The sequence below is a fragment of the Brevundimonas sediminis genome, assembly GCF_048799765.1.
Classification (GTDB): Bacteria; Pseudomonadota; Alphaproteobacteria; order Caulobacterales; family Caulobacteraceae; genus Brevundimonas.
Map to the genome: position 1 here is coordinate 1 of NZ_JBLYQK010000044.1, position 16,125 is coordinate 16,125.

Below are 16,125 nucleotides of genomic sequence, written 5' to 3' on the forward strand. Positions count from 1 at the left end.
GGGCGTCCTCGGCGGCCAGCAGGGCGGCGTCCAGCTGGGGCCCGCGGGCGGGGGCGGCGGCGATCTCGGCGGAGACGCGGTCGAAGGCCTCGGTCAGGCGGGCCAGTTCGCTTTCGGCGTCACCGGCCATGCCGGTCTCGCGCTCGATGTCGGCGGCGATGCGGGCGCCCTCGGCCTTCAGGCGCTCGACCTCGGCGCGGGCCTGTTGCTCGGCCATGTCGAGGCGGTCGCGTTCCAGGCTGGCGCGGTGCAGCAGGGCGCCGGCGACGGCGTCTTCCTCGCGCGCGGGCTTCAGCGCCTCCTGGGCGTTCAGGGCGGCGGTCTGGGCGCGGCCCGAGGCGGAAGTCGCCTCGACCACGGCGCGGTCGGCCTCGGCCAGTTCCTGCGCGGCGACCTCGGCCGCGAGGCGGGCGTCGTTCCAGCGGACATAGACCAGCGAGGCCTGCAGGGCCCGGATCTCGGCGGAGATCTTCTTGTATTTCTCGGCCTGACGCGCCTCGCGCTTCAGGCGGGACAGGGTGGTCTCCAGCTCGCGGCCGATGTCGTCGAGGCGTTCGAGGTTGGCCTCGGCGGCCTTGAGGCGAAGCTCGGCCTCGTGCCGGCGGGTGTGCAGGCCGGCGACGCCCCCGGCTTCCTCGAGGATGCGGCGGCGGTTCTGGGGTTTGGCGGCGATCAGCTCGCTGATCTGACCCTGCCGGACGAGGGCCGGGGAATTGGCGCCGGTCGAGGCGTCGGCGAACAGCAGCTGGACGTCACGGGCCCGGACCTCCTTGCCGTTGATCCGGTAGGTCGAACCCTGCCCCCGGTCGATCCGGCGCGAGACTTCCAGGATGGGGCTGTCGGTGAAGGGCTGGGGCGCGCGGCGCTGCGCATTGTCGATGGTCAGCTGGACTTCGGCGTGACTGCGCGGGGGACGGTTGGCGGCGCCGGCGAAGATGACGTCGTCCATGCCCTGGCCGCGCATGGCCTTGGCCGAGTTGGCGCCCATGACCCAGCGCAGGCTTTCAAGGACGTTGGACTTGCCGCAGCCGTTGGGGCCGACGATGCCGGTCAGGCCGGGCTCGATGTGGAACTCCTGCGCGTCGACGAAGGACTTGAAGCCCACGAGTCTGAGGCGCTGGAACTGCACCGGAGGAAGGGCCTACTGGGCCGCGGCGGCCGCCCGGACGGCGACCTCCAGACCGCCCAGGCTGCGGTCGGTGACGCGGCGGCCGTTGACGAAGAAGGCCGGGGTGCTGGTGGCGCCCGCGGCGTTGGCGCTGTCGATGTCGCGCTGGATCGCCGCGCGGGTGGCGGGCAGGTTGGCGCAGGCGGTCAGCTGGTCCCGGGTCCGTCCGCTGGCGGCGATGGCGGGGGCGTACCAGTCCTCCTGACGACCGCCGCGCAGCAGGGCGGGCTGGCCGTGCATCAGGGCCGCGACGACGTCGAAATACTTCTCCGGCGCGGCGCACCGGGCCATGGCGGCGGCGGGCAGGGAGACGCTGGCCGGATCGGTCGGCAGGTTGCGGAAGACGAACCGCACCTGGCCAGTGTCGATCAGACGCTGCTTGAACAGGGGGAAGACGAACTGGTGCCAGTCCGCGCAGTGGTGGCAGGTGAAGGAGGCGTACTCGATCACCGTCACCGGCGCGTCGGCCCGGCCCAGAATGCGGTCGGCGGCGGTGACCGGCGCCACGGGCGTCTGCGCCCGCGACGGCCCGGAAGCCGTCGCGAGACACGCCGGCAGGGCCAGCGCGAGAAGCAGAAGAGTTCGCCGCAGCGCCGTCATCCGGGCTTACTTGGCCAGTTCGGCGTCGATGGCGGTCGACAGATCGGCCAGCGAGGCGCCGCTGTTCGAGCCCGGGGTGATCACCTGGGTCCCGTTGACGAAGAAGGTCGGGGTGCCGGTGACGCCCGCCCGCACGGCCTGACGGTCACGCTCGTCGCTGGCCTTCAGGTTTTCCGGGTCCTTGATGCAGGCCTCGATCTGCTGGTTCGACAGGCCGGCGCCGTTGCCGACGCGGAACAGGGTCGAGCGGGGGTCCGGACCGTGCAGATCCTGGATGCTGGCGAAGAACTCGTGGACCACGTCGAAATACTTGTCCTCGCCGGCGCAGCGGGCGACGGCGAAGCCGGCGGCGGCGACGTTGGCGGGCGGGGTGCGCAGTTCGCGGAAGACGTAGCGGACCTTGTTGGTGTCGACGTATTTGGCCTTGAACCCGGGCCAGGTTTCTTCCTGCCAGGCGGCGCAGTGCGGGCAGGTGATCGAGGCGTACTCGATGACGGTGACCTTGGCTTCGCCTTCAGCCGCGCCGAGGGCCATGTCGCCGGCGGCCGGGGAGGTGGCGCCGCCGCCGCAACCGGTCAGGGTCGCCATGGCGGCGAGGGCGGCGGCGGACAGGGCCGCGCGGCGGCTCATGTCGGCGTAACGGAACTTCATGGGATGGTCCTCACTCGACGGGATTCCGGAGCATCGCGCGATTCCCCGCAAAGTCGCGCAGCCTTGGTTTTCGAGAACAGGTGCGGCGAAGTTTTGTCAACGCCGCCTGTCGCCGCGATCCCCGAGAACCGCCCGTCCGAGCTTCTCGAGCATGCCGCGAAGCTCGTCCGGGGCGTCGGCCACGGAGGCCTTGAGCTCGGCCTCCTGGTGGGCGGGCAGGGGGGCGGCGGCCGCGGCCTTGCGCGCCGGAGCGACGGGGCTGTCGGGCAGGGGCTTCACCGGGCCCTGGGCGATGCGGAGCTTGTCCACCGCGCCCGGCCCGAGAAAGAGGTTCACCCGCTGCAGGATGTCCTCGGACTGGTGCTGCACCAGCAGGGCGGCGGGGCCCGCCACGCGCAGTTCCAGCGTGCCGCCGGCGCCGCCCCGACCCTTGGTCAGCTTCTGCGGACGGGTGACGCGCGCCAGCCGCTCGCCGACGATCTCACGCCAGCGGGGCTCCAGCGCGCCGGCGCCGCGACCCAGCTTGGCGTCCAGCTCCTTGATCAGCCCCTGCAGGGCGCGCCCGGCCTTGGGCGCCGGGCGGGGAGCCGGGCGCGTGCGGCGGCGGGACAGGATTTCCCGGGCTTCGGCTTCGGTGGGCAGCGGACGGCGCATTTCCGGGTTATAGCGCGGTCGATGCCTTCCGTCCCCGCAGACGTGCCCGCGATCCGATCCGCCCTGCTGGGCTGGTACGACGTCCATGCGCGGACGCTGGTCTGGCGCGCGCCGCCGGGGACGAAAGGGCGTCCCGATCCATATCGGGTCTGGCTGTCCGAGGTGATGCTGCAGCAGACCACGACGCCGCACGCCACGCCCTATTTCCTGAGCTTCACCGAACGCTGGCCGACCGTGTCCGATCTGGCGGCGGCGGCGGATGCGGATGTGATGGCCGCCTGGGCGGGGCTGGGCTACTACGCCCGCGCCCGCAATCTGCTGGCCTGCGCGCGGGCGGTGGCGGGTGAGCACGGCGGGGTGTTTCCGGATACCGAGGCGGCGCTGCTGGCCCTGCCGGGCGTGGGCGCCTACACTGCCGCCGCGGTCGCCAGCATCGCCTTCGGCGAAGCGGCCAATGTGGTAGACGGCAATGTCGAGCGGGTGATGGCCCGGCTGTTCGCGGTCGAGACCCCCGTGCCGCCCGCCCGGCCCGAGCTGCGGGCGCTGGCGGGATCGCTGGTGCGGGAGGATCGGCCCGGAGACTGGGCGCAGGCGCTGATGGATCTGGGCGCGACCGTGTGCCGTCCGAAGTCGCCCCTGTGCGGGGACTGCCCGCTGACGAGATGGTGCGCCGGCCATGCGGGCGGTCAGCCGGAACGCTATCCGCTGAAGCTGAAGAAGGCCGAGCGGCCGCACCGGACGGGCGTCGCCTGGGTGCTGCTTGACGGGCAGGGGCGGGTCGCCTTGGTGCGGCGGCCGGACAAGGGGCTGCTGGGCGGCATGCTGGGCCTGCCGACCTCGGACTGGAGCGCCGCGCCGGACGCGACGCCGCCGGCGGACGCGGACTGGCGCGAGGCGGGGTTTGTCGAGCACGTCTTCACCCACTTCAGCCTGACGCTGGACGTGCGCGTGGGCGAGGGGGCTGCCGAGCGGGCGGGCGACTTCATCTGGACGACGGTCGAAGAGGCGCCGGGCGCGCTGCCGACGGTGTTCCGCAAGGCGTTGGAACGCGGGCTGGGTGGCTGAGCCTCACCTCTCCAGCGAAGCTGGGGAGGGGGACCGCGCGAGCCCTGGGGCGAAGCGGGGTGGAGGGGTTGCGACGAGCGCGACTGCTTTGACCCCTCCGTCACGGCGCGTGTTCGCGCCGCGCCACCTCCCCACTGCGTGGAGAGGTGAGTTCGAGGATCGCTACTGCATCCCGGCGCGGATTTCGGCGCGCAGGGCGTCGATGCTGCGCAGGCCCTGGTCGGTCTTGAAGCGCCAGTAGGTCCAGCCGTTGCAGGCCGGGGCGTTCTCCAGCAGGGCGCCCAGCTTGTGGATCGAGCCGGTCAGGTCGCCGTGGACCAGCGAGCCGTCGGCGCGGACGCGGGCCTCGCGCTCGCCCTTGGGGCAGTACAGGCGGTCGCCCGGGCGCAGCAGGCCGGCCTCGACCAGGGCGCCGAACGGCACCTTGGGCTCGTTGCGCTTGGAGCCCATGACGGCGAGATCTTCCGGCGCGGCGGGCACCACGGCCTTGATCCGCTTCTCGGCGACCTTGGCGTAGCCCTCATCGCGCTCGATGCCGATGAAGTGGCGCCCCAGACGCCTGGCGGCGGCGCCGGTGGTGCCGGTGCCGAAGAAGGGGTCGAGAATGACGTCGCCCGGACGGGTGGCGGCCAGCAGCACCCGGTGCAGCAGGGCCTCGGGCTTCTGGGTCGGATGGGCCTTCTTGCCGTCGGCGTCCTTGATCCGCTCCTCGCCCGTGCACAGCGCCAGCGTCCAGTCCGAGCGCATCTGGGTGTCTTCGTTGAAGGCCTTCAGCGCGTCGTAGTTGAAGGTGTAGCGCTTCTGCTCACGCGAGCGGGCGGCCCAGATCAGGGTTTCGTGGGCGTTGGTGAACCGGGTGCCCTTGAAGTTCGGCATCGGGTTCGACTTGCGCCAGATGATGTCGTTCAGCACCCAGAAGCCCAGATCCTGGATCGCCGCGCCGAGGCGGAAGACGTTGTGATAGCTGCCGATGACCCAGATGGAGCCTTCCGGCTTCAGCACGCGGCGGCATTCCTTCAGCCAGGCGCGGGTGAAGGCGTCGTATTCGGCGAAGCTGCCGAACTTGTCCCAGTCGTCATCGACCGCATCGACCTTGGAGTTGTCGGGACGCAGCAGGTCGCCGCCCAGCTGGAGGTTATAGGGCGGGTCGGCGAAGACCATGTCGACGGACGCGTCGGGCAGCGAACGCAGCACCTCGATGCAGTCGCCCCGATGGATGACGTCCGTGGCAAGGACGGGGGTCTTCAGTTCGGACATGGATTACGCGGCCCCGCACAGGATTGAGCGGGCATGGTGAATCCTTACGGTTAAGGCGGGGTAACCGGTTGGCGTTCTGCCGCTAGTCGTTCGCGGGAGCGGCTGGCGCCGCCATGTTCGGCGAGACGATCCGGACTTCTCCGTCAAGGCTGTGGCCAGCCTCCAGATCTCGTATGATTTCCAGCTCTGCTATGGCGGTGGCGTTGTCCGGTTCGGACACGAGAGAGGCTTCGTAGGCGGCACGGGCTTCAGGAAGGCGGCCCAGTTCGATCAGCGTGTAGCCCAGTCGACGTTGAAGCGAGCCGGGATGGGCCTCGATCAGCGGATCGCCTGAGGCCAATGCGCCATGCGCCAGTTCATAGGCTTCGTCCCAACGTCTCTGGGCATGGAGGGTGACGAGCTTCTCGTTCAGCAGGAAGCGATCAAGCGGTTGAAGGGCGAGGCCTTGGTCCAGGACAGCGTGAGCTTCATCCAATTCACGCCGTTCGACCGCCGCGCTGCCCAGCAGGAAGGCGATCCGGGGGTAGACGTTGGGGCGCGCGATGATCCTGATGTCGCCGCCGCCCCGCGCACCTTCGATGTCGCCGATGTGCCGGGCAAGGGCCATGATTTCTTCCCGGGTGTCGGCGCGGATTGCCCAACCTTCGGCAATCTCTTCCATGACAGGGTAGGTCGCCGGCGCATTTGCCATCAGTGCGGTCAATGCGGGCACATGCGCCTGGACCGCCGGCCACCCTCCGGTTCCCGCCGCGTCCATGGCGGCGGCATAGGCTGCATGGGCTTCCTGCTCCGCGGGCAGTGGAGCGTCGGCCTGCACATTGATGTTGACCCGCGGGCGGGGCGTGACGGGCGCGACCTGTCCGGCCTGCGCGAGCGCCAAGCCGGGCGCCAGCGCTACGACCGACACGAGAAGCGCCGACAGAACCTTGTTTCTCAACCGCATATCCGACTCCCCCACTGTTGGACCGGTACTGTCTTGCGGGAGTGAGGCTCTCGCAACAGTGGAAGGTCGGCGTCGTGCGATCTATGGGCGACAGCTGCGGAACCGTCACACCTGCTCACGTTTTGTTACGCGCTCAGGGTCGCCTTGCCGCGCCGAGAGGGGTAAGCGGGGCGGATACACAGCGAGCGGAGCGAATCCGCCGCGCAATTCACCACGGTTCAGGGGCTACTGATGACTCAGTGGGTGTACGGCTTCGGCGGCGGTTCGGCCGACGGCGATGCTTCGATGAAGAATCTTCTCGGCGGCAAGGGCGCGAACCTGGCCGAGATGTCGGCGCTGGGGCTTCCTGTCCCGCCCGGTTTCACCGTCACCACGGAAGTCTGCACCTGGTACTACGCTCACGGCGAAACCTATCCGACCGATCTGACGGATCAGGTGAAGGCCGGTCTGGCCAAGGTCGAAGGCATCGTCGGCAAGACCTTCGGCGACGCGAAGAACCCGCTGCTGGTCTCGGTCCGCTCGGGCGCCCGCGCCTCGATGCCGGGGATGATGGACACGGTCCTGAACCTGGGTCTGAACGACGAGACGGTGGAAGGTCTGGCTGCGCTGTCGGGCGACCGCCGCTTCGCCTTCGACAGCTACCGCCGCTTCATCACCATGTATTCGAACGTGGTGCTGGGTCTGTCCCATGACGACTTCGAGGGCGTGCTGGACGACCATAAGGACCGTCTGGGCGTCACGGTCGACACCGACCTGACGGCGAAGGACTGGGAGAAGGTGGTCGCCGACTACAAGGCGGTGGTCGAGGACCGTCTGGGCCAGCCCTTCCCGCAGGACCCGCATGACCAGCTGTGGGGCGCCGTCGGCGCCGTCTTCGCCAGCTGGATGAACGACCGGGCCAAATTCTATCGCCGCATGCACGACATCCCCGAGAGCTGGGGCACGGCCGTGAACATCCAGTCGATGGTGTTCGGCAACATGGGCGAGACCTCGGCGACCGGCGTGGCCTTCACCCGCAATCCGTCGACCGGCGAGGCGAAGCTGTACGGCGAGTTCCTGATCAACGCCCAGGGCGAGGACGTGGTGGCGGGCATCCGCACGCCGCAGTCGCTGACCCGGGCGGGCCGCGAGGAGATGGGTGAGACGGCCCTCTCGATGGAAGAGGCCATGCCGGAAGTCTTCGGCCAGTTCGTCGATGTCGTGAACCGGCTGGAGAGCCATTACCGCGACATGCAGGACATCGAGTTCACGGTCGAACAGGGCCGTCTGTGGATGCTGCAGACCCGCAACGGCAAGCGCACGGCCAAGTCGGCGCTGAAGATCGCGGTCGAGCTGGCCGCCGAGGGCGTGATCTCGCAGGACGAGGCGGTCAGCCGCGTCGAACCCGCCGCCCTGGACCAGCTGCTGCATCCGACGCTGGACCCGAACGCCGCCCGCACCGTGGTGGCCCAGGGCCTGCCCGCCAGCCCGGGCGCCGCGACCGGCAAGATCGTCTTCGACGCCGACGAGGCCGAGCGTCTGGCCCAACTGGGCGAGGCGGTCATCCTGGTGCGCGAGGAGACCAGCCCGGAAGACATCCACGGCATGCACGCCGCCAAGGGCATCGTCACCGCGCGCGGCGGCATGACCAGCCACGCGGCGGTGGTCGCGCGCGGCATGGGCCGTCCCTGCGTCTCGGGCGCGGGCGAGATCCATATCGACGACAAGGCCCACACCTTCACGGCCCGCGGCCGAACCTTCCGCGAGGGCGAGGTCATCACCATCGACGGCGGCAAGGGCGAGGTGCTGGACGGCGCCGTGGCCATGATCGAGCCGGAGCTGACCGGCGACTTCCAGACCCTGATGGGCTGGGCCGACAGCGTGCGTCGCCTGAACGTGCGCGCCAACGCAGAGACGCCGCTGGACGCCAGGACCGCCCGCGGCTTCGGCGCCGAGGGCATCGGCCTGTGCCGGACCGAGCACATGTTCTTCGACGACACCCGGATCGCTGCCGTGCGCGAGATGATCCTGGCGGACGACGAAGCCGGCCGCCGCGCGGCCCTGGCCAAGATCGCCCCGTTCCAGAAGGCGGACTTCGTCGAGCTGTTCACCATCATGTCGGGCCTGCCGGTGACGGTGCGCCTGCTGGACCCGCCGCTGCACGAGTTCATCCCGCACTCGGAAGAGGACATCGACGCCCTCGCCGCCGCCTCGGGTCTCGACGCCGCCAAACTGAAGCGCCGGGCCAGGGAACTGCACGAGACCAATCCGATGCTGGGCCACCGGGGCTGCCGCCTCGGCGTCGCCTATCCGGAAATCTACGAAATGCAGGTCCGGGCGGTGCTGGAAGCCGCCCTGGAGGTGAAGCAAGCATCAGGTCTGGCGCCCATCCCGGAGATCATGCACCCGCTGGTCGCCCTGGGTCTGGAGATGAAATACCTGCGCGAGCTGACCGACCGGACGGCCAGGACCGTCTTCGAGGAGGCGGGCGACACGGTGGAGTATCTGGTCGGCACGATGATCGAACTGCCGCGGGCCGCCCTGCGCGCCGGGGATCTGGCCGAGCACGCCCAGTTCTTCAGCTTCGGCACCAATGACCTGACCCAGACCACGTTCGGCATCAGCCGCGACGACTCCGGCCGCTTCCTGCAGGCCTATATGGACAAGGGCATCTTCGAGACCGATCCCTTCGTCCGTCTGGACCAGGACGGGGTCGGCGACCTGATCCGCATCGCCAAGGCGCGGGGCGTGGCGGTGCGCGCCGACATCAAGATGGGCATCTGCGGCGAGCACGGCGGCGATCCGTCGTCGATCGCCTTCTGCGAGGAGGTGGGTCTGACCTATGTCAGCTGCTCGCCGTACCGTGTGCCGATCGCCCGTCTGGCCGCGGCCCAGGCCGCCCTGCATGCGCGGGCCGGGACCGAGCGCGAAAAGGACCGGTAGGTTTCGCTTCGCCCGAATTGGACCACGATAAGGTCTGAATTGGCGTATCGGCGTCTGTGCCTGCAAGCGCACAGTGAAGGGGAAGTCATCGGACGGGTCTGGAACCTGTCCGATCCCGACCCATTTTGTATCCCGCTGGATGGGGCCGGTGACCGCAGAAGTCACCGCATCTAGAGGATACAGAAACTATGCGTAACATTCTTCTCGCGACTGCCGCCATTACTCTGATTGCCGCGCCGGCTATGGCCCAGGACCCGGGTTCGCGGGTGACCGGCTCGATCGGTTACACGCAGCTTGATTCCGACGGTGGCGACCTGGGCGCGGTCACCGGCCGGGCCGGTTATGACTTCACCCGTAATTTCGGCGTGGAAGGCGAGGCCTCGATCGGCGTCAGCGACGACGACATCACCGTCGGCGGCATCCCGGGCTCGGTCGAGCACAAGTATGACGTCGCCGGCTACGGCGTCGCCAAGCTGCCGATCAACGAGAATTTCGAGCTGTTCGGCCGTCTCGGCTACGGCACCACCCGGGTGAAGACGGACATCGCCGGCATCCAGTCGTCGGACAGCACCGAAAGCATCAACTACGGCGTCGGCGCCAACTACTTCTTCGACGGCCAGAACGGCGTGCGCGCCGACTGGACCCGCCGCGACTTCCGCGGCGACGCCGGTGAGGCCGACACCTACGGCCTGAGCTTCGTGCGTCGCTTCTAAGGCTTCAAGGCCCGGAACGACGAAGGCCCGCGGTGCGAACCGCGGGCCTTTTCGTTGTCCGGTCCTGAACTCAGGCGACGCCGGGCTGCAGGGCCCATCGCATCGAGCCCTCGCCGAAGGGGCGGAAGAAGAGATCGCGGTAGTGTTCAAAGACCTCGAGAATGCGCGAGGCCAGGTCCTGGGCGACGGTCTCGCCGCGCTGGCGCTTCATGGCGGCGACACACTGAACGACATCCTTCTGGTGCGCGGAGCCGCCCATGCTTTTCAGCACGGTCGTGATGTCCTCGGCCAGCGGATCGATGGCCTTGCTCCAAGGATTGGTGTTCTGAGTCATGCGGGACGCCCCCTTGTTCTCGTACACGCAAGAACCGGTCGCAAATACGGGCGGAGGATGCAAGCGTGACCGCGAATTCGTGATCCGCGGGAGTGTGGACCCCTTTGGGGAGGAACGGCGTTCCATCGGGCATGACCCGCACGCTCCTGCCCCTGACCCTCCTGCTGCTCGGACTGGCCGCCTGCGACGGCGAGCGCCGGAACCCGCCGACCGAGCCCGCCGACCCGATCCAGACGCCGGACGCGCCGCCGCCCGCGCCGGCCCTGCCGGGCGGCGGGCCGGCCAGCTTCATCGGCCGCTGGGCCGCCAACCCCGGCTGGTGCGCGAATGCGACCGGGCCGGAAAAGGCGATTGAGATCACCACCCTGAGGTTCGAAGGATACGAGAACAGCTGCGCCATCACCTCCCTGGACCAGGTCAGCGACGGCTATGAGCTGACCCTGGCCTGCCAGGCTGAAGGGGAGGCGACCCGCGAGCGGGTGCGTCTGTCCGCCCAGGGCGAGCGGCTCAGGATGACCTGGCTGAACCGCAATGACGCGGTGGTCGTGCTGACCCGCTGCCCGGCGGCGGCCCCGCCGGCGGAGGCCGACCCGGCCGGGTGATCAGTTGAACAGGAAGTTCATCACGTCGCCGTCCTTGACGACGTAGGCCTTGCCTTCGGCGCGCAGCTTGCCGGCCTCGCGGGCCTTCGCCTCACCCTTGAAGGCGATGTAGTCCTCATAGGCGATGGTTTCGGCGCGGATGAAGCCCTTCTCGAAGTCGGTGTGGATCACACCGGCCGCCTGGGGAGCCGTATCGCCGACGTGGATGGTCCAGGCGCGCGCCTCCTTCGGCCCCACGGTGAAGTAGGACTGCAGGCCCAGCAGGGCGTAGGCCTCGCGGATCAGGCGGTTCAGGCCCGGCTCGGCCAGACCGAGGGTCTCCAGGAACTCGGCCTGTTCCTCGGCGTCCAGCACGGCCAGTTCGGAGTCGATCCTGGCCGAGATGACGACCGACTTGGCATTGTCGGCGGCGGCGCGTTTGGCGACCAGATCGGACAGCTCGTTGCCCTTGTCGGCCGAGCCCTCGTCGACGTTGGCGACGTAGAGTGCGGGCAGGGAGGTCAGAAGCTGCAGCATGTGCCACGCCTTCTGGTCTTCCTTCGAGATTTCGGCGACGCGGGCGGGCTTGCCGGCGCGGAGCTGTTCGAGGGCCAGGTTGATGAGGCGCAGGGTGTTCTGCATCTCCTTGTCGCCGGTCTTGGCGCGCTTCTCGACGTTGGCGTAGCGCTTCTCGAGGCTTTCGAGGTCGGCCAGCATCAGCTCGGTCTCGATGATCTCGAGGTCCGAGATCGGATCGATGCGGTTCTCGACGTGGGTGATGTCGTCGTCGACGAAGCAGCGGGCGACGAAGGCGATGGCGTCGCAGTCGCGGATGTTGGCCAGGAACTGGTTGCCCAGACCCTCGCCCTTGGACGCGCCACGGACCAGACCGGCGATGTCCACGAAGGTGATCCGCGACGGGATGATCTCTTTCGAACCCGCGATCTCGGCGAGCGCGTTCAGGCGCGGCTCGGGCACGGCCACGTCGCCGGTGTTCGGCTCGATGGTGCAGAACGGATAGTTGGCCGCCTGGGCCGCCGCCGTCTTGGTCAGGGCGTTGAACAGGGTGGACTTGCCGACGTTGGGCAGGCCGACGATCGCGACTTTAAGGGCCATGGTCTTCTGGAGCTTTCGAGTGAGCGCGAGCCTTTAGCCGGTTCGATCCGGTTTGTCAGGCTCGCGCGTTGTCCGAAGGCGTCAGGAGCCGGTCTGCGTGCCGTACTCATTGACCGGCGGCTGGCCGATGGCGGCCTGGACCGTCACCGCCGCGGCCGAGGCGAAATTGAGGGTCAGGGGAATGCTCTGGCCGTCGGTCAGCGGCTCGGTCACCGCCAGCAGCATGATGTGGTTGCCGCCGGGCTTCAGCTCGACCGCCTGCCCGGCCGGGAGGGGCAGGCCCTCCTTCAGCTCGCGCATCATCATCATATTGCTCTCGATCTTGCTCTCGTGGATCTCGACGCGGCCGGCGGCGGGGGTCGAGACGCTGACCAGACGGTCGTCGGCGGTCGCGGTCAGGGTGACGTAGCAGCCGGTCATCTGGCGGCCGACCGGGGTCGGGCGGCACAGGGCGCCGGTCGCGGTCACGACGGCCTGTTCGCCGCCGGAGGGCTTCGGTTCGCCGGAGCAGGCGGCCAGCAGGGCGGCGACGGCGGCGAGGGGGATCAGGGTGCGGATCATGGGCTCGATGTCTTTCAGGCTGCGGCAGGTCTGGAACGGAACAGCGCACGGATCAACCGTTCGGCGACCAGGGCGACGACCAGGCTGGCGCCGGTGAGGGGATAGAGGAGGCACAGGGGCAGGACGATGGCGAGGACGGCGACGCGCAGCTTCAGCCCGTCCGGCGCGGGCGGGGCGCCGATCAGGCCCTTGGACAGCTTCGGCGGGCGGCGCTTCCACCACATCATCAGGCCGCTGATCGCCAGCAGCCAGACGCCGATGCAGCCCGCCAGCATGACCCAGCGGTTGATCGGGCCGAACTGCGTGCCCTGGTGGGTGTAGATGCCCCATTCGATGGCCTTGGCGCCTGCGCCGAACTGGCTGTAGCCGATGTCGGCGACGACCTTGCCCTGTGCGGGGTCAATATAGAGGGCGCGGGTGTCCTGGACACGGGTCACCTGTGCGGTGACCGTCCAGGTCGTGACCGCCGCCTTCGGGATGGAGACCGCATAGGGGCGGGGCAGGCCGGCCGCCTCGGCCAGGGCCACGACCTCGGACAGGCCGGCGGATGCGGGGTGGTGGGCATGGGCGGGCAGGGTCATCCCCTCCATCGTCCAGCCCGCGCCCTGCGGATGGTCGGCGTGTTCGGCGGCCTGCCATGCGCCCGCGACGGGAGCGGCCGGGCGACCGAGCCCGCTGGTCCTGACCCCGTCCATGACCCGGTCGCCCCACACCGCCGACCAGGGCATGCCGGTGACGGCGAGGAACAGCAGCACCCCGCCGACATAGAGGCCCGTCAGGGCATGCAGATCGCGCCAGAACGGACGACGGCGCGGGTCTGTAGAGGTCAGGGCGACGACGCCGACCCGTCGCCTGCGCGGCCACCAGAGGTACAGGCCGGTGGCGCACAGAACGATGGTCCAGCCCGCGACGATCTCGACCACGAGGTTCATGACCGGCCCGAACAGGGTGAGGGAATGGAGGCGTTTGACCGTCTCCATCACCCCGCCGTAGCCGGTCTCGCCGGTGACGTGGCCGGTGTGGGGGTCCACGAAGACGGTGCGCTGTCCGCCGTCGGGGCGGTCCACGCGGATGCGGACGGCCTGGTCCGCCCGGGCGGGCAGGATCAGGGCGGCGGCGCGCCCCTGTCCGACCTGTTCAGCCGCGGCGGCCCAGGCTTCGGGCGGGGCCTGTCGGGCGGAGGCCGGGACCGTGGCCATCCGGCTGTAGACGGCCTGGTCGATCTCGTCCCTGAACAGATACAGGCCGCCGGTCAGGGCCAGCAGCATCAGCACGGGCATGACCAGCACGCCGGCGTAGAAATGCCAACGCCAGACGGCGCGGTAGGCGCCGGACAGGATGTCCGGCGCCCCTTTCGATTGTTGCCTCCCCATCAGTAGGCCAGCCGCACGCCGACGAAGGCCGAGCGGCCCTCGCCGGGGAAGAAGACCGCCGTCGACGCCACGCGGGCGTCGGTGACGGCGCTGAAGTTCGAGACATAGCGCTCGTCGAACAGATTCCGGACGTCGGCGAACAGGGAGACGCCCCCGCGGAGGCTCCAGCCGGCGTTCAGATGGGCGACGGCATAGGACGGGGCCTTGAGGGTGTTGGCGTAGTCGACCCAGCTGTCGGACATGGACCACTCCACGGAGGGGGCGATGAACCAGCCCGCTGGGTGATCATAGCGCAGCTCGGCCCGGTACAGATGGGGGGGGACCACCGGCAGGTCGTTGTCGCCATAGGCCAGGTCCCCATCAAAGACGAAGTCCGAAAAGGCGTAGGTCTGGCGCAGGCGCACGGACGGGACGATCCGCCAGTCCAGCCCGGCTTCGATCCCCTGATGGATCGTCGGCCCGGCGTTGAAGGTGGCGGCGGGGATGCCCGGCTGGACGATGAAGTTCAGCAGCTCATGCTCCAGCTCGGCCCGGTAGACGGTGAGGTCCCAGGTCAAGGGGCCGCGGCGGCCGCGCGTACCGGCCTCGACGGTGACGGCCTCCTGCGGGACCAGGGGCTGGAAGCCGCCGACCGTGGGCGACATCGCCGAGAAGTTCGGCGGTTCGACCGAGCGGGTGACGTTGGCGAACACCTGGCTGCCGGTCTCATTCTCCCACAGCAGGCCGACGCGCGGGACGAACCAGTCGAAGGTGCGATCGGTGTCGAGGTTGAACCCGCCGCCGGGGGTGGCGAAGCTCTGATAGTCCCGCCCGGCCCGGCCCCAGGTCCCGCCCGCGACCACGGCCAGCCGGTCGGTCACGAACAGACGTCCCTCGGCGAAGACGTCCAGACCCGTCGCGTTCTGGAAGCTGCGGGCGGTCAGGGCGCCGTGCGAGCCGGCCAGATTGACCCACTGCTTCGCGTCCAGATCGCCCTGCCGGTACCACAGGCCGTAGAAGGCGTCGGCGCGCAGGCCTGCGACCTGTCCCTGCCAGTCGAAGCGGCCGAAGACGCCGTAGTTGCGGCTCTGCTGGTCGATGACCTGGAAGATCGGGTGATCGAGATCCTTCCACGTGCCGTACAGGGCGCCTTCGAAGACGGTCGAGTCGTTCAGCCGCCAGCGGGTCTGGAGCGTGGTGCGGACCGAGGCCATGTCGCGCTGGTAGTGCAGCGCCCGGTTGCCCGCATTCGCCTGCTCCGGCGTGGTCAGCGCCTGCGACAGGGTCAGGCTGCCGGGGATGTCCTGATGGATGTAGCCGCCCGAGACCAACAGCCGCACCTCGCGATCCTGACCGAAGCGGCGGCCGATGTTGACGGAGGCGTGCTGCTCCTGACCCGTGCTCCAGTCGCGCCAGCCGTCGGTGGTCAGGCCGGTGACGGCGGCGAAGCCGTCCCAGTCGCCGCGCACGCCCGCCCCTTCGGCGTGCGCTCTCACGGTCCCGTAGGAGCCGCCGTCCAGACGCAGGCTGTAGTCCGACCCCGCCGTATGACCGGTGGGGGTGACCAGATTGATCGCCCCGCCCAGCAGGGCGCCGCCGAAGCGCAGGGCGTTGCCGCCCTTGTAGACCTCGGTGTAGCGGGCGATCAGCGGATCGATCAGCTGGAAGTCGCCGAAGCCGTCGGCCTCATTGAACGGCACGCCGTCCTGGGCCAGCAGGGTTCCCCGGTTGTGGCTGGCGTTGCCGATGCCGGAGCCCCGGATCGACAGGCGAACGTCGCCGCCCCACTTGCGCTGGGCGTAGACGCCGGGCGCGTCGCGCAGGACGTCGGCCAGGTTGGCGGCGTAGCGGTCCTGATAGCTTTCGGCCGAGATCACGGCGACGGCGCCGGGCGTGCGGCTCAGGCGCTCGCGCGCCTCGGCCACGACGGCGGGGTCTTCCGGATTCCGGCTGCCGGTGACGATGACGGTGTCGAGGGTGGTCGGGTCCTGGTCCGGCCCGGCGGCGAGGGCGGGCGAGGCGATGGCGGCGAGCAGCAGGGCGCAGGGCGCCGCGGAGGTCCACAGGGACATGAGGGATCAATCCTGAAACAGAGAAAAAGTCCGCGTCGCCGGACGGCGCGCGGGTTCGGGCGCACGGACGGCGCTCCGGGTCTGCTTCAGGCGTGGGGCGGGGCGGTCGAGGGCGGTCGCGGCGGCGCGCGCGCGG

At 69.5% G+C, this 16,125-nt stretch carries 15 protein-coding genes; 4 read left to right on the plus strand and 11 right to left on the minus strand.

What is annotated here, in order from left to right:
• The 4 genes from ACLQ7T_RS14995 to ACLQ7T_RS15010 form a co-directional block, all read right to left on the minus strand.
• A partial coding sequence (locus tag ACLQ7T_RS14995; protein WP_420480136.1) for an AAA family ATPase occupies positions 1 to 1,129 on the minus strand: 1,129 nt, incomplete at its 3' end.
• A 12-nt stretch (positions 1,130 to 1,141) separates the two neighbouring features.
• Positions 1,142 to 1,768 carry a thioredoxin domain-containing protein gene (locus ACLQ7T_RS15000; RefSeq protein WP_420480137.1) on the minus strand — a complete coding sequence of 209 codons (627 nt, stop codon included), beginning with the start codon at positions 1,766 to 1,768 and terminating at the stop codon, positions 1,142 to 1,144.
• A gap of 6 nt (positions 1,769 to 1,774) precedes the next feature.
• Complete coding sequence (locus tag ACLQ7T_RS15005; RefSeq protein WP_420480138.1) at positions 1,775 to 2,419, minus strand: thioredoxin domain-containing protein; 645 nt, start codon at positions 2,417 to 2,419, stop codon at positions 1,775 to 1,777.
• A gap of 96 nt (positions 2,420 to 2,515) precedes the next feature.
• Positions 2,516 to 3,073, minus strand: a complete 558-nt coding sequence (locus ACLQ7T_RS15010) for a DUF721 domain-containing protein (RefSeq protein ID WP_420480139.1) — start codon at positions 3,071 to 3,073, stop codon at positions 2,516 to 2,518.
• Positions 3,074 to 3,094: 21 nt separating this feature from the next.
• Here ACLQ7T_RS15010 and mutY point away from each other — a divergent pair, with 21 nt between their 5' ends.
• The gene (gene mutY, locus ACLQ7T_RS15015) at positions 3,095 to 4,138 is read left to right on the plus strand and encodes an A/G-specific adenine glycosylase (RefSeq protein WP_420480140.1); all 1,044 of its coding nucleotides are present in this window, start codon (positions 3,095 to 3,097) and stop codon (positions 4,136 to 4,138) included.
• A 162-nt stretch (positions 4,139 to 4,300) separates the two neighbouring features.
• Here mutY and ACLQ7T_RS15020 read toward each other — a convergent pair whose 3' ends face one another.
• Positions 4,301 to 5,395: a site-specific DNA-methyltransferase gene (locus ACLQ7T_RS15020; protein ID WP_420480141.1), complete on the minus strand. Its 1,095-nt coding sequence runs from the start codon at positions 5,393 to 5,395 to the stop codon at positions 4,301 to 4,303.
• A gap of 82 nt (positions 5,396 to 5,477) precedes the next feature.
• On the minus strand, positions 5,478 to 6,338 hold the full coding sequence (locus ACLQ7T_RS15025; RefSeq protein ID WP_420480142.1) for a tetratricopeptide repeat protein: 861 nt from the start codon (positions 6,336 to 6,338) through the stop codon (positions 5,478 to 5,480).
• Between the two features lie 231 nt (positions 6,339 to 6,569).
• Here ACLQ7T_RS15025 and ppdK point away from each other — a divergent pair, with 231 nt between their 5' ends.
• Both ppdK and ACLQ7T_RS15035 read left to right on the plus strand, forming a co-directional pair.
• On the plus strand, positions 6,570 to 9,260 hold the full coding sequence (gene ppdK, locus ACLQ7T_RS15030) for a pyruvate, phosphate dikinase (protein ID WP_420480143.1): 2,691 nt from the start codon (positions 6,570 to 6,572) through the stop codon (positions 9,258 to 9,260).
• 242 nt (positions 9,261 to 9,502) lie between these two features.
• Positions 9,503 to 9,973 (plus strand): porin family protein, encoded by a 471-nt coding sequence (locus ACLQ7T_RS15035; RefSeq protein WP_420480144.1) that lies wholly within the window; start codon positions 9,503 to 9,505, stop codon positions 9,971 to 9,973.
• Between the two features lie 70 nt (positions 9,974 to 10,043).
• Here the strand turns inward: ACLQ7T_RS15035 and ACLQ7T_RS15040 are convergent, their stop codons facing one another.
• Complete coding sequence (locus ACLQ7T_RS15040) at positions 10,044 to 10,307, minus strand: hypothetical protein (protein WP_420480145.1); 264 nt, start codon at positions 10,305 to 10,307, stop codon at positions 10,044 to 10,046.
• Between the two features lie 131 nt (positions 10,308 to 10,438).
• On the opposite strand from ACLQ7T_RS15040, the gene ACLQ7T_RS15045 reads away from it, so the two are divergent.
• Positions 10,439 to 10,909 (plus strand): hypothetical protein, encoded by a 471-nt coding sequence (locus tag ACLQ7T_RS15045; RefSeq protein WP_420480146.1) that lies wholly within the window; start codon positions 10,439 to 10,441, stop codon positions 10,907 to 10,909.
• On the opposite strand, the gene ychF is transcribed toward ACLQ7T_RS15045, so the two are convergent.
• From ychF to ACLQ7T_RS15065, 4 genes are all read right to left on the minus strand, one after another.
• Positions 10,910 to 12,004, minus strand: coding sequence for a redox-regulated ATPase YchF (gene ychF / locus ACLQ7T_RS15050; RefSeq protein ID WP_420480147.1), 1,095 nt, complete (start codon positions 12,002 to 12,004; stop codon positions 10,910 to 10,912).
• 81 nt (positions 12,005 to 12,085) lie between these two features.
• Positions 12,086 to 12,565, minus strand: a complete 480-nt coding sequence (locus ACLQ7T_RS15055; RefSeq protein ID WP_420480148.1) for a copper chaperone PCu(A)C — start codon at positions 12,563 to 12,565, stop codon at positions 12,086 to 12,088.
• 14 nt (positions 12,566 to 12,579) lie between these two features.
• Entirely contained in the window at positions 12,580 to 13,938 is a 1,359-nt protein-coding gene (locus tag ACLQ7T_RS15060) for a PepSY-associated TM helix domain-containing protein (RefSeq protein ID WP_420480149.1), read from the minus strand.
• Positions 13,938 to 15,989: a TonB-dependent receptor family protein gene (locus tag ACLQ7T_RS15065; RefSeq protein WP_420480150.1), complete on the minus strand. Its 2,052-nt coding sequence runs from the start codon at positions 15,987 to 15,989 to the stop codon at positions 13,938 to 13,940. The genes ACLQ7T_RS15060 and ACLQ7T_RS15065 overlap by 1 nt, the downstream gene beginning before the upstream one ends.
• Positions 15,990 to 16,125 lie beyond the last annotated feature (136 nt).